Origin of the sequence: Nonomuraea sp. NBC_00507 (genome assembly GCF_036013525.1) — a bacterium.
GTDB lineage: Bacteria > Actinomycetota > Actinomycetes > Streptosporangiales > Streptosporangiaceae > Nonomuraea.
Genome location: NZ_CP107853.1, coordinates 8480470 through 8500195, shown reverse-complemented (window position 1 = coordinate 8500195; position 19726 = coordinate 8480470). Strand labels below are relative to the sequence as shown.

Annotated in this window: 22 protein-coding genes, 1 pseudogene and 1 riboswitch; of the genes and pseudogenes, 15 read left to right on the top strand and 8 right to left on the bottom strand. The window is 67.8% G+C overall.

Features of this window, described 5'->3' with window-relative positions; all coding sequences use genetic code 11:
* Positions 1-261: 261 nt before the first annotated feature.
* The 3 genes from OHA25_RS40965 to OHA25_RS40955 form a co-directional block, all read right to left on the bottom strand.
* A complete protein-coding gene (locus OHA25_RS40965) occupies positions 262-1572 on the bottom strand; it encodes an MFS transporter (protein ID WP_327582282.1) in 1311 nt (436 codons plus the stop codon).
* On the bottom strand, positions 1569-2756 hold the full coding sequence (locus tag OHA25_RS40960; RefSeq protein WP_327582281.1) for a PLP-dependent cysteine synthase family protein: 1188 nt from the start codon (positions 2754-2756) through the stop codon (positions 1569-1571). Before OHA25_RS40960 ends, OHA25_RS40965 begins: the two co-directional genes overlap by 4 nt.
* Positions 2757-3566: 810 nt before the next feature.
* Entirely contained in the window at positions 3567-4040 is a 474-nt protein-coding gene (locus OHA25_RS40955) for a hypothetical protein (protein ID WP_327582280.1), read from the bottom strand.
* A 1020-nt stretch (positions 4041-5060) separates the two neighbouring features.
* Here OHA25_RS40955 and OHA25_RS40950 point away from each other — a divergent pair.
* The 4 genes from OHA25_RS40950 to OHA25_RS40935 all read left to right on the top strand — a co-directional run bounded on the left by OHA25_RS40950 (position 5061) and on the right by OHA25_RS40935 (position 8176).
* On the top strand, positions 5061-5468 hold the full coding sequence (locus OHA25_RS40950) for a cupin domain-containing protein (RefSeq protein ID WP_327582279.1): 408 nt from the start codon (positions 5061-5063) through the stop codon (positions 5466-5468).
* Between the two features lie 358 nt (positions 5469-5826).
* Positions 5827-6018: a hypothetical protein gene (locus tag OHA25_RS40945; protein ID WP_327582278.1), complete on the top strand. Its 192-nt coding sequence runs from the start codon at positions 5827-5829 to the stop codon at positions 6016-6018.
* Positions 6019-6318: 300 nt separating this feature from the next.
* Positions 6319-6465, top strand: a riboswitch (cyclic di-AMP (ydaO/yuaA leader).
* Between the two features lie 13 nt (positions 6466-6478).
* On the top strand, positions 6479-7162 hold the full coding sequence (locus tag OHA25_RS40940) for a CHAP domain-containing protein (protein ID WP_327582277.1): 684 nt from the start codon (positions 6479-6481) through the stop codon (positions 7160-7162).
* 360 nt (positions 7163-7522) lie between these two features.
* On the top strand, positions 7523-8176 hold the full coding sequence (locus OHA25_RS40935; protein ID WP_327582276.1) for a class I SAM-dependent methyltransferase: 654 nt from the start codon (positions 7523-7525) through the stop codon (positions 8174-8176).
* A 105-nt stretch (positions 8177-8281) separates the two neighbouring features.
* On the opposite strand, the gene OHA25_RS40930 is transcribed toward OHA25_RS40935, so the two are convergent.
* Positions 8282-9031 (bottom strand): methyltransferase domain-containing protein, encoded by a 750-nt coding sequence (locus OHA25_RS40930; RefSeq protein ID WP_327582275.1) that lies wholly within the window; start codon positions 9029-9031, stop codon positions 8282-8284.
* Positions 9032-9077: 46 nt separating this feature from the next.
* Between OHA25_RS40930 and OHA25_RS40925 the strand changes: the two genes are divergently transcribed.
* On the top strand, positions 9078-9479 hold the full coding sequence (locus OHA25_RS40925) for a helix-turn-helix domain-containing protein (RefSeq protein WP_327582274.1): 402 nt from the start codon (positions 9078-9080) through the stop codon (positions 9477-9479).
* 93 nt (positions 9480-9572) lie between these two features.
* On the opposite strand, the pseudogene OHA25_RS40920 reads toward OHA25_RS40925, so the two are convergent.
* Both OHA25_RS40920 and OHA25_RS40915 read right to left on the bottom strand, forming a co-directional pair.
* Positions 9573-9812 (bottom strand): annotated as a pseudogene (locus OHA25_RS40920) (ISKra4 family transposase); the annotation flags it as partial.
* Positions 9813-10047: 235 nt separating this feature from the next.
* On the bottom strand, positions 10048-10695 hold the full coding sequence (locus OHA25_RS40915) for a sigma factor (RefSeq protein ID WP_327582273.1): 648 nt from the start codon (positions 10693-10695) through the stop codon (positions 10048-10050).
* Positions 10696-10908: 213 nt separating this feature from the next.
* Here OHA25_RS40915 and OHA25_RS40910 point away from each other — a divergent pair, with 213 nt between their 5' ends.
* From OHA25_RS40910 to OHA25_RS40875, 9 genes are all read left to right on the top strand, one after another.
* Positions 10909-11709, top strand: a complete 801-nt coding sequence (locus OHA25_RS40910) for an alpha/beta fold hydrolase (protein ID WP_327582272.1) — start codon at positions 10909-10911, stop codon at positions 11707-11709.
* Between the two features lie 37 nt (positions 11710-11746).
* The gene (locus tag OHA25_RS40905) at positions 11747-12157 is read left to right on the top strand and encodes a rhodanese-like domain-containing protein (RefSeq protein ID WP_327582271.1); all 411 of its coding nucleotides are present in this window, start codon (positions 11747-11749) and stop codon (positions 12155-12157) included.
* 260 nt (positions 12158-12417) lie between these two features.
* The gene (locus OHA25_RS61620) at positions 12418-12588 is read left to right on the top strand and encodes a hypothetical protein (protein ID WP_442941945.1); all 171 of its coding nucleotides are present in this window, start codon (positions 12418-12420) and stop codon (positions 12586-12588) included.
* Positions 12585-12794, top strand: coding sequence for a hypothetical protein (locus tag OHA25_RS40900; protein ID WP_442941944.1), 210 nt, complete (start codon positions 12585-12587; stop codon positions 12792-12794). The genes OHA25_RS61620 and OHA25_RS40900 overlap by 4 nt, the downstream gene beginning before the upstream one ends.
* Before the next feature lie 58 nt (positions 12795-12852).
* Entirely contained in the window at positions 12853-13122 is a 270-nt protein-coding gene (locus tag OHA25_RS40895) for a metal-sensitive transcriptional regulator (protein WP_327582270.1), read from the top strand.
* A gap of 102 nt (positions 13123-13224) precedes the next feature.
* Entirely contained in the window at positions 13225-14547 is a 1323-nt protein-coding gene (locus OHA25_RS40890; RefSeq protein ID WP_327582269.1) for an MBL fold metallo-hydrolase, read from the top strand.
* A 63-nt stretch (positions 14548-14610) separates the two neighbouring features.
* Complete coding sequence (locus OHA25_RS40885; RefSeq protein ID WP_327582268.1) at positions 14611-15171, top strand: rhodanese-like domain-containing protein; 561 nt, start codon at positions 14611-14613, stop codon at positions 15169-15171.
* Positions 15168-15941 carry a sulfite exporter TauE/SafE family protein gene (locus OHA25_RS40880; RefSeq protein WP_327582267.1) on the top strand — a complete coding sequence of 258 codons (774 nt, stop codon included), beginning with the start codon at positions 15168-15170 and terminating at the stop codon, positions 15939-15941. Before OHA25_RS40885 ends, OHA25_RS40880 begins: the two co-directional genes overlap by 4 nt.
* Before the next feature lie 331 nt (positions 15942-16272).
* Complete coding sequence (locus tag OHA25_RS40875) at positions 16273-16686, top strand: DUF2752 domain-containing protein (protein WP_327582266.1); 414 nt, start codon at positions 16273-16275, stop codon at positions 16684-16686.
* Between the two features lie 464 nt (positions 16687-17150).
* Here OHA25_RS40875 and OHA25_RS40870 read toward each other — a convergent pair whose 3' ends face one another.
* Both OHA25_RS40870 and OHA25_RS40865 read right to left on the bottom strand, forming a co-directional pair.
* Complete coding sequence (locus OHA25_RS40870) at positions 17151-18515, bottom strand: sensor histidine kinase (RefSeq protein WP_327582265.1); 1365 nt, start codon at positions 18513-18515, stop codon at positions 17151-17153.
* Positions 18508-19206 carry a response regulator transcription factor gene (locus OHA25_RS40865; protein WP_327582264.1) on the bottom strand — a complete coding sequence of 233 codons (699 nt, stop codon included), beginning with the start codon at positions 19204-19206 and terminating at the stop codon, positions 18508-18510. Before OHA25_RS40865 ends, OHA25_RS40870 begins: the two co-directional genes overlap by 8 nt.
* A gap of 160 nt (positions 19207-19366) precedes the next feature.
* On the opposite strand from OHA25_RS40865, the gene OHA25_RS40860 reads away from it, so the two are divergent.
* Entirely contained in the window at positions 19367-19666 is a 300-nt protein-coding gene (locus tag OHA25_RS40860) for a hypothetical protein (RefSeq protein ID WP_327582263.1), read from the top strand.
* The last annotated feature ends 60 nt before the right edge of the window (positions 19667-19726 follow it).

Here is a 19726-nt window from a genome sequence, read left to right as displayed (position 1 = left end):
GAGCCTTCGAGGCGGCCGAAGATTTGATGTGGTCGTGCGGGCGCTGAGGAGTGCGGCTGGCATGAAACGCAACCTGCCGCGCCCGCGTACGGGCGCGGCGACGTGATGCGTGAGTAGGGTCTCTCGGCCGGTGGCGGGCCGGCCCGGGTGGCCGTGGCACGAGCGGACGAACGCGGCGGTGCTTCTGTCCGCGGGCGCCGATGCGACGTACGCACCCAACGATCGCTCCCGGAAGTGGGCGTGGTCGGCTGGAGGTGCAAGTCAGGCGGTCACGGGCTCGGGCTCTGCGGTGCGCGCGGTCGGCGGCGCCAGGCGCCCGGTCCGGTGCAGGCCGTACAGAGCGGCGGCACAGGCCAGGCCTAGCGTGAACAACGCGATCCACGGGAGCGCGGAGACGCCTGCCGCGCGGGCTGCGTCCAGGGCCGCGCCAGTAAGCAGGTTGCCGAGGGTGATGCCGACACCACAGATGGTGTTGTAGAGCCCGTAGTGGGTGGCGACGAGTCGGTCACCGGAGAGCCGGACGATGGTGTCCATCTCGAACGGGTAGGCGATCATCGCGCCCACCGCGAGGAGCAACGCGGAGAGCGTCGACGGCGCCGCCGCCAGCAGCCACAGCCCCACCCCGCCGTCCGGCACCGCGACCACGGTGGGCACGAGCAGGGGCACGAACGCCACGCCCATGGTGAACAGCCCCCACGTGAGAGCCCTTCCTGGCTCCATCCGGGCCTTGCACCAGGCGGTCACCTTGGTCTGGAAGAAGATCGTGCTCAAGCCTGAGACAGCGAACAGCACCGCCACCGCCGCCGTGCCGAACTCCCCGTCTCCGCCGAGCCGTTGAACCTCCAGCGGCAGGGCGAGATAGACCTGGAACTGCATCACGTAGAAGCCGATCATGGCTACCGAGAACAGCAGGAACGGCCGGTTGGCCACGATGCCGCGCCACTGGGACAGCACCCGTTCCCGCTGGCCGGCTCCCTTGGTGGCCTGCGCGTCGCCCGCGCGCCGGGCCGGCAGGGCACGGATCTGCACGATGCTCAGCAGGGCGAAGATGCCAGCCGACACCAGGCAGGTGACGCGGAAGTCGACGTCGGTCAGCACCATGCCCACCAGCGGGCCGAGAAGGATACCCGCCTGGTAGAAGACGTTGAACAGCGCGAAAGCCTCGACCCGGCGCTCCCCGGCGTCCGCCGCCAGATAGGCCCTGACGGCTGGGTTGAACAGGGCTCCCGCCAGCCCGGTGGCGGCGGAGGCAGCCAGCAGGGCGGGGACGGAGTCGACGAGCCCGAGGGTGGCGAAGCCGACGATGCGGAGCATCAACCCGGCGGTGATCATCGGCTTGTAGCCGAGTCGGTCGGCCAGGGTGCCGCCGACCAGGAACATGCCTTGCTGGCTGAAGTTGCGTACACCGAGGATGAGCCCGACGATCCAGCCGGCCAGCGCGAGTGTTCCGGAGAGGTGGGCGGCCAGGTACGGCATCAGCATGTAGAAGCCGAGGTTGATGGTGAACTGGTTCACCATCAACAGCTGGACGCTACGCGGGTAGGAGCGCACCTGAGCGATGGTCTCCTTCACCCGGCCTCCTTCGCGTCGACCTCGGCGACCGCGTCAACGGCGCCGGCGCCGTCCGACGTGTCGGACATTGCACAGAGGCTGGCCTCATCGGATTCCTGCGCGTGGTCCGCCAGGGTGAGCGGGTCGACCACGGTGGTGCACCGGGTCCAGCGGGTGACCTCCTTCTCGTCCAGGCGGCCGATCACCTCAGGCTCGACGGGCGGAGGGGAGTCGAGCAGGCCGTGGGCGGCGCAGTAGTCGTCGTCGTAGACCGTGCCCAGGTAACGCTGAGGGCCGTCGGGGAAAATCGCTGCGATCTTCGTGTCCGCAGGCAGGGTGCGGGCCAGCCATCCGGCCACCAGGGCGACCGCACCCACGCTCCACCCACCGGTGGCGTAGTGGGACGCGGCGAGTTGTCGGCAGGTCCACACTGCCTCGGCCGGTGCGACCCAGTGGACCTCGCTGAAGTGGTCGTAGGCGACGTTGCGGGGGTAGATGCTCGATCCCAGGCCGCGCATCAGCCGGGTACGGGCGGGCTGTCCGAAGATGGTCGAGCCGATGGTATCGACGCCGACGAGCTTCATCTCCGGATAGAGGTGCTGCAGAACACGGGAAACGCCGGCGGAGTGCCCACCGGTGCCTACGCTGCACACCAGTACGTCGATGCGGTCCAGTTCGGAGGCCAGCTCCAGCGCCAGCGGGGTGTAGGCGGTGGTGTTGTCCGGGTTGTTGTACTGGTCGGGGCACCACGAGCCGGGGTGCTGCTTCATGAGCTGGGCCACCCGTTCGCGGCGGGCCTGCTGCCAGCCGCCGGTGGGGTGGGGTTCGGAGACGACGTTGACCTGGGCTCCGTACGCGGTCAGCAGCCGAGTCATGGACCGTTCGAGCCCTGGGTCGGTGACCAGGGTGACCGGGTGCCCGAAGACCATGCCGGCCAGGGCCAGGCCGAGGCCGAGGGTACCGCTGGTGGATTCGATGATCCTGCCGCCGGGGCGCAGGTCCCCGCGGGCACGGGCCTGCTCGACCATGTGCAGCCCGGGGCGGTCCTTGATCCCGCCGGGGTTGAAGCCCTCTAGTTTCGCCCAGAAACCGCGATCAGATGGGGCGAAGGGCTCGGAAATCCGGAGAACCGGGGTGTTGCCGACGAGCCCGGAAAGGGCGGATCGGGTGGCAGGTGTGATGTCAGTGGTGGTTTGCGGGTGCATCTTTTCGCTCAATTCAGTGGTGGAGTGACGGGGTACTCATCTCGCGTGCGGTCCCGCCTGGACGAGGCATGTACCTCTGCCCTGGTGGCAGCACGCGGCAGCCGCTGTCGAGGGGCTGCGAAAGCCCTGGTCTAGATCCGCCACCGACAGACGTCGGAGAGTCTGGTTCGGCCGTAACGCCGTATCCGGGATCTGGTGCCGTTGGGACGCGCGACTGGCTGCCGGACAGCCACGGTGGCAGTCACTCCCACCGCGACTGCGGCGAAGGCAGTCAGGGAGGCCGGGCCCGTGAACAACGGCCGGGCTTGCAGCAGCACATGGCTGGCCGCGTACGGCGCGCACCCAGAGCCGGGGTGCGGATGCGGGCCGTGGGGCGTCTCTGGCTCGACGGCCTCTGCCGCAAGCGCGAGGTGGCCGGCCGACACCGGCGTCCGGCCATGCGTATGACCGTTGCTGTCATGCGTGGCAGAACAGGCGAACGCCCACAGCAGCAGACCGCCCAAGACGACGGCCATCATCAGCCGGAGCAGCCACGAAGCACTGGCAGCGGGGCGGCCGATGTGAGGGTAAGGAAGGGAGTGGAACGGCATGGTTCCTCCAGCTGGCAGCCGCTGCTCACGGTTGTGGACAGAGCGGCTGACAGAGATCAGCAAAGTTCCAGGTAGACACCGGAGAAGACAGATCCCGCACGGCAGCGCGGCGCACGGGCGTCTGGAGTGACGGGAACTGGCCGCACTTGTCCGACCCAGCCGGTCGGAGCCGAGGACTGGCGATTCTCAGGAGGCGGCGACCAGTCGCGGGCGCCGGAATCTAGACCTGCTGAACTACCGAACCTCTTAAACCCGTCGATGAGGGAACCACCGACTCGGGCCGGGACGGGCCGGACTTCCCCACCGCGTAGGCGTGCGTGGCCGGCGCCCAATACAGCGCGGCCAGACAAGGCGCGGCCATATCAGGGCCTTGCGGCGGCTGGCCGGACACGCATTGCTGAGCCGGATGGGAAGAGCCGTCACCATCGTGGCGGTCCTCGGCCGCCATGCCCTGGAGCGACGGATACGCGACATCGTCACTGTGTGCGGCCCCGCTCGTGTGACCTTGGTGGGTCCCGGCGGATGCGTACGCCGGCGCGGTCACACCGGCCGTCAGATGCCCCTTGGCGCCCCCCGCGCTCAGTCCATGTGTGAACAGGATGCCGAGCAGCAGCGCGGCCAACCACAGCAAACCCAGCGGCCCCGCAGAAATGCGGGCCCGCAGCAAGCCGGAGCGTGACCAGGCCGTAACCATGCCGTGAATGCTAACTGCTGCTCGGCGCCGCGGGCGTAACTTCCCATATAGCACAGCTTCAACACGCTGCACACCTACTCCACACAAAGCGGCGGGCCCAATGCTCCGGATCCCCCATTTCTGAAGGGATGAGGCGGCAGGCCATCCGGACCAACACCCCCGAACGGGTCCACGGAGATGTCGCATGACGGCGCGATCGTGATTCTCATCACACTGCGAGGCCGTGGCGGTGTTCTACGCCACCAGGCTGAGGACCGCCGAGTCGCCGGGCAGGGAAGGGCCAACCTGACAGCTACCGCCTCCCGCGTCGGGCTGAGGTCATGCCGTTTTCCCTGCGGTGTAGGGGCCCCGGTTCGGGAGTCCGCTTGCCGTGCACGTACTTCTCGAGGAAATCGTCGACCCGCGGGTCCGGCGACTTCTTCACCTCCATCTAGGGGCCCCAGGCGGTCAGCGTCACCGCGAGGGCTGGGCGGAGCGGGGGCTCATGAGCGCGTACTCGATCAGGACCTGGCGGCAGCGAGGATTCGAACCGAGGGAGGAGTCGCTGTCGCATCCGCTGCCAGGATCGTCCCGCCCATTGTGGGGGCACGCTCGAATGGGGTTGTGAGACCCGCCTCGGCCGTTGGTCTGGCTCGGCGCGGTCGCCAAGACGGCGGAGGGCTCCGGAGGCTCGCCAAGCAGTACGAGCAGATCGAGAAGTCCACCACCGCGGCAACCTCTGGGAGCCGCTGCTGTACGGGCAGATCGGCCCGGAGGGGCGGTGATGTTCGACCTGGGCTGAGAAACCGGAGTTCACTGCGACGTCCAAGGTCGGGGGGTGCTGGACGCGCTACCGCAAACCCAGCAGCACCAAACTCGGGAGGCCAGACCTCCATGACCGTAAATCGGTCACGCTCCCTGACTTGAACCGGGGTCGAGGGCAAGGCGGCCATAATTCGGCTGTCACAGATCCCTGTGCTGCCTTGTCCTTATTGAAGAGAACCAACACAACCGGAGAAGGTGAGGTTTCCCATCATGAGCATGGAAGACACCAATACGACTCCGCCGTCGCCGACGGTGCAGATCCTCGCGTCGGTCCCGAACGCACCGATCCCCGACAATGCTGAGGCGACGACTGTCTTGATCACTCTGCCGCCTGGCAGCCCGGGTAACCCGCCGCACCGCCACCCCGGCCCCGGGTTCGGGTACGTGGTCAAGGGCGAGATGCTCTTCGAGCTGGAGGGCGAACCGGAGCGCGTCATCAAGGCCGGGGAGACGTTCTGGGAGCCGGGCGGCGACGTCATCCATTACCAGGGCGGCAACAACCTTTCGGACGGCGAAACCGTATACCTCGCCACGCTGCTCTGTGCGCCCGGACAGCCGGTGGTCATACCGGTGAGCGCGGAAGAGCTCGAGGCGCGCCGGGACCGCCGGGCACCTCGCCCGTGACGAGCGGGTGGGGAGGCAGCCGCGTGTCCGCCTCCCTACCCAGCCATTCCACTCCTCACCGAAACGATGGCCGCGGGGGACGTTAGAGGCGGCTCCCTGACCGAAGCCGAGTGTTGCAGTACAAAGCACGTACAGGCTCTGTGACGGACCCATGGCCCCACGTGAAGCGGAACGACCAGGGCCCCGTCGCCTTCCCCAACGGGCTGAACTCCGTGACCCCGCCCGGCGGCCGCTACTTGATGTTCGGCCTCAGCGACCGGCAGCCCGGCGAATGGGCGGGCAGGCTCGCAAAGCCTGCTGGCTGCGCAAGTAGTTAAGGCCCCGGCATCGCTGCCACCCAACGATCATAGGGCTTCCGATGCAGCGTGGACGCGGGCTGGCCAGAGTGCAACGACTCGCCGAACTGCGTCGTCCAGGCGTCATCGTCGGATACGTCTACGACTTCTCGTTCGACGACTATGCGCCCGGCCTCACCGAAGCGGCCCCGGTCCCGCAGGTGTCCCACTGGTGGGCACGTCACGTGCTCCCCATTGACCCGTTGCAGGCTTAGCGGGCGTGGCGGTCCTTACGAAACAACTCTCGTCCCCGGCCCTGCGCGATGTGTCCTGAACGGCGCGCAAAGTGCCCTAGTAAACCCCTTCTACGATCGGATGTAGGTAAAGAATTTTGCCGCAATCGCCTACGCCGTAGGGGATTCTGTTGCGTTCATTCGAACCCGGCTTGCATCTTTCTATGCCATTCGCTTACCTTCAATGACTTAGGGCGTACGCCTGGTAGCACTTCATGCCGTGTGACGCCTCCGTATTGCCGAGACCGTGTCTCACCAGCGCGAACATCATGTTCGTGAAGGTGACCGCGGCCGCCGAATTCGCGATCTCGCGGAGCCGGGGACCCATTTCCCTGGGGTGAATCGGCGCGCTCCATACCGGTGCGCTCCGTAGGGCACTTCCACGCCCGAACCCGTCAGCTAACCCGGTAGGCGGCATGGAAGCAAGGAGCAATCCCAAGTAATGCCCAAGAACGTCATCCCCCATGCCCTGAAGCCCGCAGGCCTTTCCCTGTTCGCCGCCGGGATCAGCGTGGCAGCCGGCGCGGCTTTTGCCGGCAGCCCGGCCTTTGCCGCCGACCACCACTCCACAGCGCAATCCTCGCGATCCAACGTCGTCTCCTCCCAGGCAATCCCGCAGAAGGGTGCCGCTCAGGTGAGCGCCGACGCCATATTGAAGATCGCCGAGTCGCAGATCGGCGTGACGGAGAACGCTGCCGGCGGCGGCACGCCGTTCCACAGCTGGTACATGTCCTCCCCGCGGGCGGCCGAGACCCTGTCCCGCGACGGCGGCAGCGTGCAGGCCTACGCCAACGCCCCGTGGTGCGCCATGTTCGTCTCCTGGGTGGGTGAGAAAGCCGGCGCCCGCCCGACGGTCGGCTGGGACGCTTACACCGTCACCTGGGCCAAGTGGTTCCAGGCCAACAACCGGTGGGACACCGTGGCCAAGCCCGGTTCCGTGGTCTTCTTCGACTGGAACGGCAAGAGCACTACTGGCATCGACCACATGGGCCTGGTGAAGAAGGACAACGGCGACGGCACGATCACCACGATCGAGGGCAACACCGGGAACGGCAAGGTCGAGCAGCGTATCCGGCCCAAGTCCCAGGTCGTCGGCTACGGCCACCCCGAATACAAGTCGGCCTGACCGCAAGAAGGCCAACAGACTCCTTGCCAGTTGCGATGGTCGGGGAAGCACGGGTGGTGCAGGGGGCGCGGTGCGGCTCCCTGCACCACCCGTTGCGTTTGAACCGTCAAGAGTCCCCTCCGGCGTGCAATTCCTCGGCTGTCGACCAGTCCACAGGTAGCGGCATCGGGGTAGGACTCTCCCCGCCTTTGCGGTTCCGGCTAGGTCGGCCGGCCCAGGAAAGACGAATCAACGGGCGCGTACGGGTGGCGTCGGCGACACCATTCACCTGCGCGCCACGTGCCCGGCTCAGGACGGCGGTTATGGTGCCCGCTCGGGTGCCGTCCTTGGAAGGCGTTCGAGAGAGGGTAGAAGCCACCCATGGCCTCCAACGAGCGCACCGAACGCCTACGTCGCTATTGGGACAAGCACGCCCGCTCCTATGACAAGGAGATGGGATTCTTCGACCGGCATGTCTTCGGCGACACCCGCGCCTGGATCTGCTCCCAGGCCGCTGGCGACGTGCTCGAGGTGGCCATCGGTACGGGGCTCAACCTTCCGCACTATCCCGAGGACGTTCGGTTGACTGCGATCGAATGGAGCCCGGCCATGCTCCAGCGCGCCCGGCAGCGGGCGGCCAAGCTCGGCCTGCAGGCCGACCTGCGTGAAGGCGACGCGCAGGCGCTCGACTTCGCCGACGACACCTTCGACACCGTCGTCTGCACCTTCTCCCTGTGCTCCATCCAGGATCATCGCCGAGCGGTCATCGAGATGGTGCGCGTGCTACGGCCCGGCGGGCTTCTGCTGCTCGCCGATCACGTTGCCGCCTCGGCCTGGCCCGCCCGCGCCGTGCAACGCCTGCTCGAACTCGTCACGGTCCCCTTGGGCGAGGAACACTTCCTGCGGCGCCCGATCGACGCGGTACGAGAGCAAGGCCTCAGCATCGAACGCCATGACCGATTCAAGATCGGCATTGTTGAGCGGCTCGCGGCCCGCAAACCGCCGGGGCGCGATAGTCACCCGTCGACCGGTTAGCTTGGATGCTCGACCGTGCGCATTCGAGAGACGCCGAAACAAAGCCGCAGGAGCCGCGCCCACCGCATCACGTGGACCGACTGGCTCGCGAATGCATCCCCCTGGCTATTCCTCGCCCCGTGTGGCGGAGGCGACGAATAGCGGCAGCGCGAGGAACATCCGGCCCTGCTCGGCACGTCGGGTCTGCTCGCCCGTCCAGGTCTCATATTGCTCGCGTGTGATGACTCCGGCTGCGTGAGCGGCCTGGGCGATGCCGGTCAGCATGCCGAGCATCATCCCGTCGGTAAAGACTCCGACGTGTACTTCGACCTCCACCTCATGAAAGCCGGCGTCCAGCAGCAAATTACGGTAGCCGCGGGCAGCGCGTGGATTGGAGGTCAGGTCGGCACGGGAATGCACGATCGTCCGTGTCAGCACAGGATGATCGGAATCGATGATGAAGGCGTCCCAGTCCTGCCCGATGAGGACGATCCGGCCGCCAGGGGCCAGCACACGTTTGGCCTCCGTCAGCGCCCGGGCAGCCTCGGCGATCTCGTGGTAGACCTTGTCCGCTCGGTAGCCGGCGATCTCGCTGTCATGGAAGGGAAGCTCGCAAGCGTTCCCGACGTGGAAATCCGCGCCGGGCCAGCGCGCACGGGCAACCCCGATCATCTCCGCGCTGGTGTCCACGCCGACGGCCTTGATCCCCTTGTCGCGCAACTCGGCCACCGCCCGGCCTGCGCCGCAGCCCACGTCGACGGCGACATCTCCCGGCTGGAGCCTGAGCAGGTCGTACGAGCGAGCGCGCAGCATCGCGGCGGCTGGGATGGCGTCGGCGGTGTCGAGCAGCCTGATGAGTTCTGTGTGGTTCGACATACACGTCACCATGCGACTTAATGTCGACATGAGGTCAAATCCGGAGATGGCGATCGGCGAAGTGGCGGCCCGCTTCGGACTGGCACCCCACGTTTTGCGGCACTGGGAGTCGATGGGACTGCTCGCTCCCATGCGTGTCGAGGGTGAACGCCGCCGCTACAGCCGCGACGATCTCTACCGCATCGCGGTGATCCTGCGAGCCAGGGAAGCAGGCATCGCCTTGGAAGATCTCCGCGCGATGCTCACCACCTCTGACCCGGTCGTCCGGCGGAAGATCCTCCACCGCCATCGCGGCGACCTGGAGCGGCGTATCGCTCAGGCGCAGGCGTCGCTCGAGCTGATCGACTGCGCGCTGAACTGCGACCACGAGGACTTTGCCAGTTGCGCGGACTTTCAGGCGATGCTTGCGGAACGCGTTCACCTTGTCCCGACCACACCTCACGCGTGATTGACCGATGCAGGCGTGCCTCTGGTGGTTAGCCTGCCCGAATTTGGGATTAAATGTCGGAAGGGTGTAGCTCGTTCTCAGTGACCGGAGCGATCAAGCAGTGAGGGCATATCCGTCCTGGTAGCTGGTCTGGTGGACACGATCGTGTTGCCGGGCGAGGTGGTAGCTCCAGTAATCGTCGAGATGCCCATTGGCGGTCAGCGCGCGGAGTTTTAACACCGCCTCGGCTCCGGTCAGGCCCCAGCGTGCTCCGGAGAGGTCGAATCTGTCGGCGATCAGATGACGGCAGGCGCCTTCGATCACGCCGGTCGCGATCGGCCATCCCTCCTGAAGCGCTGGGTTGTCGCGGTCCCAGCCTGCCCATCTACCTCCTGGTCAGCGAGGCCGGCAGCCCGAACAGCGTGAAGAGGTCGGCGCCGATGAATGAGGTGATCTCGGCGATGCTCGCCGCGCAAGGTGAGGACCGTGATCATCCAGCCCACGTGCGAGCACATAGCGTCGTCCCACAGGTACAAACCCACGGCGGGCTGGCCGTTCGCACGGGTCGACAGATGTCGCCAGCGTCGTTTCAGGGGACCCGCACGGCGAAGTCGGTGACGGCCGCGATGCCGTAGTACCAGTCGGCAGCGGCGGCATGGACCAGGTGACGTCCTCTGTCAGCATCCCGATCAGGGCGTCGGCGTCGCCGCGTTCTAGCGCGATGGCGACCTGGCGACGAGGTCGCGCAGGCGTGCGTCGTCGAGCTCGCGCCAGGGCCGAGTTCACCGCCGTAGTTGAGGTGTTTGTCATGGTGGCGACCTCGGTTGGGGCCGAAGCCGAGCACGTCGATGAGCAGCAGCGCCGCACGCTGGTTGCCCGGCAGGTACTGAAGGGCGGCAACGAAGGCGAGCTCCACGGCTTCCCGTTGTTCGTAGCGGGCATGCGGAGCGGCCGGCCCATCGGCCAGATCCGCATCCGGGTAGGGGCCCAGCCAGGCGACATCGGCCAGCGGGGCGCCGTCGACCACGGCGCGGTCGCTGGACGGGCCGAGATCCAACGGCAGAGCCCGCCGGTTACGGGCCGCGATGAGATCCAGACAGGTCCGAGTGGCCACCGCGTACAGCCACGAGCGCAGCGAGCTGCGCCCCTCAAAGCGCGCCAAGCCCCGCCAGACCCGTAGCAGGGCGTCCTGGAAAGCGTCCTCGGCGTCGTGAGCCGACCGAGCATCCGATAGCAATGCGCGTGCAGTTGCCGGCGCAACGGCGTCACCAGGCGGGTGAAGGCGGCATCGTCCCGGCGCGCGCCCGGGTCAGGTCGAGATCCTCCGCATCCTGGGCTGTCGTGTCCGCGGCCGGTGCGGAAAACACGTCGCTCACAAGCGACGATTCTGCCCCACAGTGACAGTCCTACCGATGAACGCACATCAATCAACCGCGCGAACAGGAGCGGCATGAACACCGTGAAATCGGCCGACGGCACTCCCATCGTCTTCGATCGGCTCGGGGATGGCCCGCCGGTCGTCCTGGTGACCGGGGCGCTCTGCGACCGTTCAGCCACGCGCGCCCTCGCCGAGGAACTGGCGCGCACCTTCACAGTGATCAACTACGACCGGCGGGGACGAGGCGACAGCGACGACACCGCACCGTACGCGGTCCAGCGCGAGATCGAAGATCTGGCGGCGCTCATCACCGAGGCCGGAGGGACGGCGGCGGTGTACGGCCATTCCTCCGGAGCGGCCCTCGCGCTGCACGCCGCCGCGCACGGCCTGCCCATCACCAGGCTTGTCCTCCATGAGCCCCCCTTCTCCCTGCAGGAGGACCAAGAAGAACGCGATAGGACGCAAGCCCAGCTCGCCACCATCACTGCGCTGCTCGCCCAGGACCGCCGCGCCGAGGCGGTCACGGCGTTCCTGGCCCTCACCGGGCTGCCGCCCGAGCTGATCGAGCACATGAGCCATGACCCCGCGACACAGGCGAACGCGCACACCCTTCCCCACGATCCGTTTGAGGTCCTAAGCCAAACCAGCAGAGCAGGCCGCACACCGATCGAGCAGGCCAGCGGCGTCGCCATCCCGACACTGGTCCTGTGCGGCAGCACCAGCGCTGAGTGGATGGTCGAGGCGGGCCGGCAGATCGCCGACGCCATGCCGCATGGGCAATACCAGGTCCTCCAGGGGCAGGGTCATGTCGTCCCCGCCGAGATCCTCGCACCCGTACTGACCGACTACCTGGGCCACGATGCACAGCGGTAGCCCGCCCATCCCACCTCAGCCAGAGGAAGATCCGCCCATGACCATCGACGAGATGCTCGCCGTCGCACGTGCCCGCCTGCACCGTCTCGATCCGCTCCAAGCCGCCGAAGCCGTCGGCAACGGCGCTAGGCTGGTCGACACCCGCCCCCATTACCAACGTCTGGCCGACGGCGAGATCCCCGGCGCCATCGTCATCGAACGCAATCACCTCGAATGGCGGCTGGACCCCAGCAGCACCAGACGGATCGCCGAGGCCACCAGCCGCGACACCACCTGGATCGTGCTCTGCGACGAGGGCTACTCCTCCTCCCTGGCCGCCGCAACCCTGCAACAACTCGGCCTGCACAACACCACCGATGTCATCGGCGGCTTCCAAGCTTGGAAAAGCGCCGGCCTACCCGTCTCCCACCTCACTACACCCACGCCAACCACGCTGCAGCGAGAGTGACATCCCCTGCTAGGAAGGGTGTAGCTCGTTCTCGCTGAGTGTCTGAGCTGGGCTTTTGTGGTCATGACTGTTTGATCGGAGTGCCGCCTTCTACCGTAGGTACAGGCGTGTAAGGCGGTGGTGACGGTGGGTTCGTTGCTCGACGAACTGGCGCGACGGGAGCCTGTGGCCCGGCAGCGGATCGAGGAGATCCAGGAGCAGATCGCCGCTTTGGAGTCACAGCCGCCGAGGACTGGGTCGCCACGCACGCTCTGGCACTGTTGGCCGGGCACACCGACCAGGTCATCACCGCGTTGACCGCCCAAGCCACCGCCTTACCCGCCCGGCGCCGCGACGGCATCGACGCCTGCATCCGCTACCTGACCAACAACGCCGAACACCTGCGCTACAACAAGCGCTTCAGGAGGGATGGCCGATCGCGACCGGCGTGATCGAAGGCGCCTGCCGTCATCTGATCGCCGACAGATTCGACCTCTCCGGAGCACGCTGGGGCCTGACCGGAGCCGAGGCGGTGTTAAAACTCCGCGCGCTGACCGCCAACGGGCATCTCGACGATTACTGGAGCTACCACCTCGCCCGGCAACACGATCGTGTCCACCAGACCAGCTACCAGGACGGATATGCCCTCACTGCTTGATCGCTCCGGTCACTGAGAACGAGCTACACCCATGTCGGAATGGTATACCCTGGGGGGTATGGAGCTGACGGAATCGATGGTGGGCGATGCTGTAGTTCGGCTGCGGCGGGCTCACGGGCAACTCGCCGGAGTCATCGCGATGATCGAGGCGGGGGAGGACTGCGTCAAGGTGCTCACGCAATTGGCGGCCGTCTCCAAGGCGCTGGACCGGGCGGGTTTCAAGATCGTGGCCAGCGGGTTGCGTCATTGTCAGGACGCCCGGGCGCGTGGAGAGCAGGTTCCCATGTCGGTCGAAGAGTTGGAGAAGCTCTTCCTGGCGCTGGCCTGACGCGCCTAGAGGGTCGTCGGGATCCTCGTCGAACGCCCGAAGGGCCAGATTGTGCCTGTCATATACCCCCCAGGGTACTTGAGCTGTGGAAGGAAGACTCGGATGGAGATCGTCACGTTTCGCACGCCTGGACTGGGCGACCAGAGCTACTTGCTCGCCCATGAAGGCAAGGGTGTGCTCGTCGATCCGCAGCGTGACATCGACCGGTTCCTGGACGTCGCGGCGGAACGCGACCTGGAGCTGCGGTACGTGCTGGAAACTCATCTACACAACGACTACGTCTCCGGCGCGCGCCATGCCGCTTTGCGTACTGGCGCGGAGCTGGTGCTGCCGGCTGGCGCGGCGGCCTCATATCCGCACACGCCGGCCTTTCACCTGGAGGACCTGGACGGCGGCGACAGCCTGAGTATTCGGCCGATGCATACTCCTGGGCACACGCCTGAGCACACCAGCTATCTGGTGCTGATCGACGGGGAGCCGGTGGCGGTGTTCTCTGGGGGCAGTCTGCTGGTGGCCTCGGCCGGTCGTCCCGACCTGCTCGGGCCTGAGCGCGCCGGCACTCTGGCCAGGCTGCAGTACGGCTCGCTGCACCGGCTGGCCGCGCTGCCCCGCGACGTCGGCCTGTTCCCGACGCACGGCGAGGGATCGTTCTGCACCACGACCGGCGCGGGCCGCTACACCTCCACCATCGGCGCCGAGCAGGACGGCAACCCGCTCCTCGCGCTGCCCTCCGCTGATGCGCTCGCCGACGAGCTGCTGGCTGAGCCCATGCCCATCCCCGCCTTCTACGCGCACATGGGGCCGGCCAACCTCCTCGGCGCACGTTCGGTTCCAAGCTCGGATTTGCCCGAGATCACGGTGGCCGATTTGACCGATGAGGAGCAGGTGCTCGACATCCGGCCCCGGGCCGCGCAGGCCGCCGGGTTCCTGCTCGGCGCGACCGGCATCGAGCTCGGTGAGGACTTCGGCAGCTGGGCCGGCTGGCTGCTGCGGTACGGCGAGCCGATCGCCCTGGTGGCAGAGCCTGGCCAGGACGTCGCCGAAGCCCGCACCCAGCTCGCCAGGATCGGACTCGACGACGTGCGCGGCGTCATCCACGACCTCGGCACGGCCGCCACCGCCCGCTTCGAGCTGGCCGAGCTGCCGGCGTTCCTGGAACGGCTGACCGGCGCCCAGGTCCTGGACGTGCGCATGCCCAGCGAACGCAGTGCCGCCCCGCTGCCGGGCGCGAGCGAGCGCTTCCTGCCGGACCTGCTCACCGACGGCATCCCCGCCGAACTGGACCCGGGCCGGCCGGTCCTGGTGACCTGTGGCTCCGGCCGCCGCGCCGCCATCGCCGCCACCATCCTGACCCGCCACGGCTTCGAGCCCGTCGTGCTCACCGGAGCCGGAGCCCCTCAGGTCGCCGCCGCACTGGCCGCCTGAGCAGCCCCGACCGGTCGAACCTGCCGTCTGAGTAGTCCCGACCATCTGAACGGAGAACCCCTCTTGACCACCATCGACGTGGCCACCACCCGCGCCATGACCGCCACCGATGCCGACGTTCTGCTGCTGGACGTGCGTACCCCCGCCGAGTTCGAGACCGCGCACATCGACGGCGCCGTGAACGTGCCCCTGGACCGGCTGCAGGGCCATCTTCCCCAGCTCAGCGACGCCGCGCCCGGCCAAGTCGTGCTCGTCTGCCAGTCCGGCGCCCGGGCCAGCACCGCGCACGCCATGCTGGCCGGGGCAGGGCTGTCCACGTCATTGGTCATGACCGGCGGCATGAACGCCTGGCTCGCGTCCGGCGCGCCCGTCACCCGCGGTCGGCAGCGCTGGAGCCTGGAACGGCAGGTCCGTCTCGTGGCCGGTCTGCTGGTCCTCGTCTCAGTCCTGCTGAGCCTCCTGACGCCTTGGAGCCTGCTCGTCACCGCCTTCGTCGGGGCCGGGCTGACTTATGCCGGGGCGAGCGACACCTGCACGATGGGACTGCTGCTGGCCCGGCTGCCGTACAACCGGGCGGCCGCCACCGACCCCGCCGCCGCGCTCGCGCAGGCCTGTCGCCGATGACGACGGCGACGCTCGCCCTGGTGCTGATCGGCGCCGTGGTCGTGGGCGTCAGCCTCGGCCTGCTCGGCGCGGGCGGCTCGGTGCTGGCCGTGCCCGTGCTGGTGTACGGCGCCGGCCAGCCCATGGCGGTCGCGATCCCGACCGCGTTGGTCGTCGTGGCCGTCTCCAGCATCGGCGCCCTCATCCCACGCCTGCGCGGGCGGCAGGTGCGCTGGAGCGTGGCCGCCGTGTTCGCCGTGAGCGGCGTTCCCGCCGCGCTGGCCGGCGCGCTCCTCGGCCGCGGCCTGCCGGACGCGCTGCTGCTGCCCGCCTTCGCCGTCATCATGGCCGTGGTGGCCGTACGCATGCTCCGCGGCCGGGAGTCCAGCGGCGGCGCCTGCCGTACCGAAACGGGACGGATCAACCGCCGCCGCTGCCTGCCGCGCACGCTCGCCGCGGGCGCCGGAGTAGGGCTCATGACCGGCGTGCTCGGCGTCGGCGGCGGATTCGCCGTCGTGCCCGCGCTCAGCCTGCTGCTCGGCCTGACCGCCACCGAGGCCGTCGGCACCTCGCTGGTCATCATCCTGATCAACTCGGCGGCCGGGTTCGCCGGACACGCTGGTGCGCACCTGGATTACGGCATCGTGGCCGCCTTCGCCGGCACGGCCCTGCTCACCTCCCTGGCCGCGGGACGCATAGCCGCACGGCTGCCGGCTGGGCAGGTGCACCGCTGGTTCGCCTGGACTGTGCTGGCGCTGGCGCCCGTGGTCGCCGCGGGTGCGCTGCTGTGAGAGCGACTCATGGCGAACACCGGAACGTACACCAGATGTTGTCGCCGCCTTTGGCAACGGTGACCGCGGCGACCTCCGACGCCTTCGGTCCGGCGCCTCATCGCCACCACTGCGGCGGCTCTTCCACGCCTACCAACCTGCCTTGGGCCCCAGGGCGAGCGGGAGTGCCCCGCGTCCACCCAAGATCTGTTCGTTTCGGGAGACCTTGCCGGCCACTGCACACCGACGATCACATCGCGCCAGAGCAGGAGCGCGCCGGGCGAGGCGGAAATCATGGGTGGAGGTGCAGGGTAAATCCCTGCACCTCCCGTCCTCGTATAAAGTCGGGCGTGTGGCCTCTGTGGGCCTGCGCTGGGACTCGTCGGATCGGCACCGGGTGTGGACGTATGTCGCCACAGCCGGTCTGCTCGTTGGCGCCATGCTCGCGATCTTCGGGTTGCCGCCTGTCGATCTGCATTCTCCGTTGCATCGTCTTGAGATCATGGATCCGCTGTGCGGCGGCACACGGGCATTGCGCTACACCATGCTCACAGAGTGGCGCCTGGCCTGGACCTACAACCCGCTGAGCCCGGTGCTGGGCGTCGGTGCGGTGCTGGCGCTGATGCGCCATCTGGTGGGTGCGTTGTCCGGCCGCTGGCTGACCATCGAGTGGCGTTGGAGCAAGCCTCTGCTCGTCGTGCTGGCTCTGGCCGTAATTGCGCTGGAAGTCAACCAGCAACTGCACGCCAGCCTCCTCGCTTCGTGACCCGATCGGCGCCGTGGCCGTCCCGGTGAGGAGAGCGGCCATGACCGTTCCTAGAATTCCCTAAGTAACTTAGGCGTATAGGCGGTCGTGTTGATGTTGTCGGATGTCTCTGAGGTGGTCACCGCCGGTCCGCTGTTGCTGGCCGCGCCGATCGCGCTGGCGGCGGGTGCCATCACCTTCGCCTCTCCGTGCTGTCTGCCGTTGGTGCCGGGTTACCTGCGGGACGCCCGACCCTGCCGTCCGGGTCGATGGCAACGCGCAGGTCATCAGGTGTGCCATTCGAGTTCGTCGCGCTTCGCGAGAAATTCCTCGGCGACCGGCCACTCCATGGGTGGAGGCATCGGGTAGGTGGTGGGATACGGATGAGTTCGCGGTGGGTGCGGGCCAGACTGGCGAAGTCCCGTCGGCAGCAACTACGTATTCGGTGTCGCTCGTCGGGCTGACATCGGTTAACGGGGCGTCGGCTACCGTGCCGCCTCATCGCAGGCGGGCAGAACGACCGTGAAGGTGGTTCCATGTCCCGCCCGGCTCTCCACGGTGACCTGGCCGTGGTGAGCTGCGACGAGTTCGGCGACGACGGCCAGGCCGATGCCGGAGCCTCTGGCGCGGGCGGCCTTGCCGCGGAAGAACCGGTCGAAGACGTGGGGGAGCTCGTCGTCGGGGATGCCGATCCCGGTGTCGGCGACGCTCAACTCCGCTCGTCCACCGACGCGCCGCAGGGTGACGGTGGTGGCGCCCTCGGCAGGGACGAACTTGAGGGCGTTGGTGAGCAGGTTGGTGACGACCTGGCGCAGTCGTACCGCGTCGCCGTCCACCCGCACCTTGGCCAGGTGGGTGCGTAGCGCGATTCCCGCCTCCGTGAACTGTCCGGCGAGCCCGGCGACGGTCTCCTCCACAAGCGCGTCCAGGGCCAGCGTCCCGCGGTCCAGTGTGAAGGCCGCCGCATCCGCCGAAGCCAGCGTTTCCAGGTCGGCGACGAGTCGGCTCAGCCGGAGGGTCTCCTCGTGCAGGGAGTCGATGACCTCGGATGTAGGTTCGGCGATGCCGTCCTGGATGGCCTCGATCTGGCTGCGCTGGATCGCCAGCGGGGTGCGCAGTTCATGCGCCACGTCAGCGGCGAACAGGCGACGCAGCTCGTCTTCCTTCTCGACGCGGTCAGCCATGGTGTTGAACGCCGTGGCGAGCCTGCCGATCTCATCGCGAGACGATAGCGCGGCGCGCCGGTCCCGATGTCCGGCAGCCAGATCGTCGACGGCCCGAGTTAGCTCAATGATCGGCGCCGTGGCGCGGCGTGCGAAGAACAAGCCCGTGGCGAGCGCCACAAGCCCGGCGGCCATGCCGCCGGCGATCAGCAACCAGTTGACCGCCGTGCGGAACTCCCTGTCCACGGCGGGGATCGCACCCTGCGGGAGCCGGATGGTCAACGTGCCGACGCGGCGTTCGTCCACCATGATCGGCACGTCGCGAGGCGGCCCGGGCGGGCTGGTGCCCATCATCTCCTGGTGCATCTCCGCCATGCCGGGATCGAGGGACCAGATGAGCTGTCCGTTCGGTCCGCGGAGCTCCGCCTGGGATCCGGTCATGGCAAGGCTCGGCGCCAATTCGTCCAGCGATCGCTGATCCCAGCTGCTCTCACGCTCGTAGCTGTCGGCGAAGAGTGCGGCCAACTGCTGCTCGCGCACGTGCTGTTGGTCGGCGAGATAGTCGTCGAATCGAGCCCCGAAAGCCGCGTTGACCAGGAGCGCGGTCAGCGCCGCCGCCCCGAGGCCGAGGGCGGCGAAGGCCAGGGCGAGTCGGCGGGCGAACGGGCCGCGCAGCAGATCACGCATCGCGCTCGACCCCGAGCTTGTAGCCGACGCCCGGTGTGGTGAGGATCAGCTGCGACGGCGGGGTGTCGCCGAGCTTGCGGCGCAGGTTCTTCACGTGCACGTCGATGGTGCGCTCGTATCCCTCGAAGTCGTAACCCTGCACCCGGGAGGTGAGTTCCAGCCGAGTCCAGGCGCGGCCCGGGCGCGAAGCCAGCGCGGCCAGCAGGTCGAACTCGGTACGGGTGAGCGTGATTGGCTCGCCGTCCACGCGTACCTCGCGCCGCTCGGCGTCGATCGACAGGCGTCCGCCCCCGTAGGAGGCGATTTCCAGCTCGGCGGTACGGCCGGCGCGGGTGCGACGTAGCACGGCCTCGACCCGGGCCACGAGCTCGCGCGGGCTGAACGGTTTGACGACGTAGTCGTCGGCGCCGAGGCGCAGCCCCATCACCCGGTCGTTCTCGCCGGCTTTGGCGGTCAATATCACGATCGGCACGTCGCTGTCCCGGCGTACCAGGTGGGCCACCTCCTCCCCAGGCAGGTCCGGCAACCCCAGGTCGAGGATCACCAGATCGGGTCGGCCCGCGGCGATCAGCTCCAGAGCCCGTCGCCCTGTGCCAGCCTCCAAGACGATGAACCCATCACGCTCCAGGTAGTCCTTGACCAGGCGGCGAAGCTTCGGCTCGTCGTCGATGACGAGAACGGTGCTGGTCATGCGACCCTCCTTCGCGTGGATACCTCCGATTCTCCCCTCACCGAGCAGCCTGGTCCGCACCGCGGCGACCGGCCACAGAGCTCGCACACGGCCTCTTCACAGATCCTTCACACCGCCTGCCTAGCGTCCTGGGTGAGGATTCGAATGAGAGGAGCACATCATGATCAGGCGTAAGGTCATCGGGCTCGCAGTGGCCGCGACCTTTCTCGGCGGCGCCAGCGTTTACGGTGCTGCCACGGCGTCTGCGGCGACACCGGCACCCGCTCCGACGCCGAGTGCGACGTCCACTCCGACGCCCAATGGCAACCACGATGGCATGGACCGAGATGCCATGATCCGGCACTGCACCGACCACCTGCCGGCTGATCAACGTGACAAGGCCCGCCAGCAGATGGAGGACATGATGTCCGGCTCGATGATGGGCGGAATGTCCCAGCACGGCTCGGGCATGATGGGCTGACCTGTCACCCGATCTCTGTCCTATTCGCCTAAGGTGTTTAGTTGACGCTGAAATACCCCA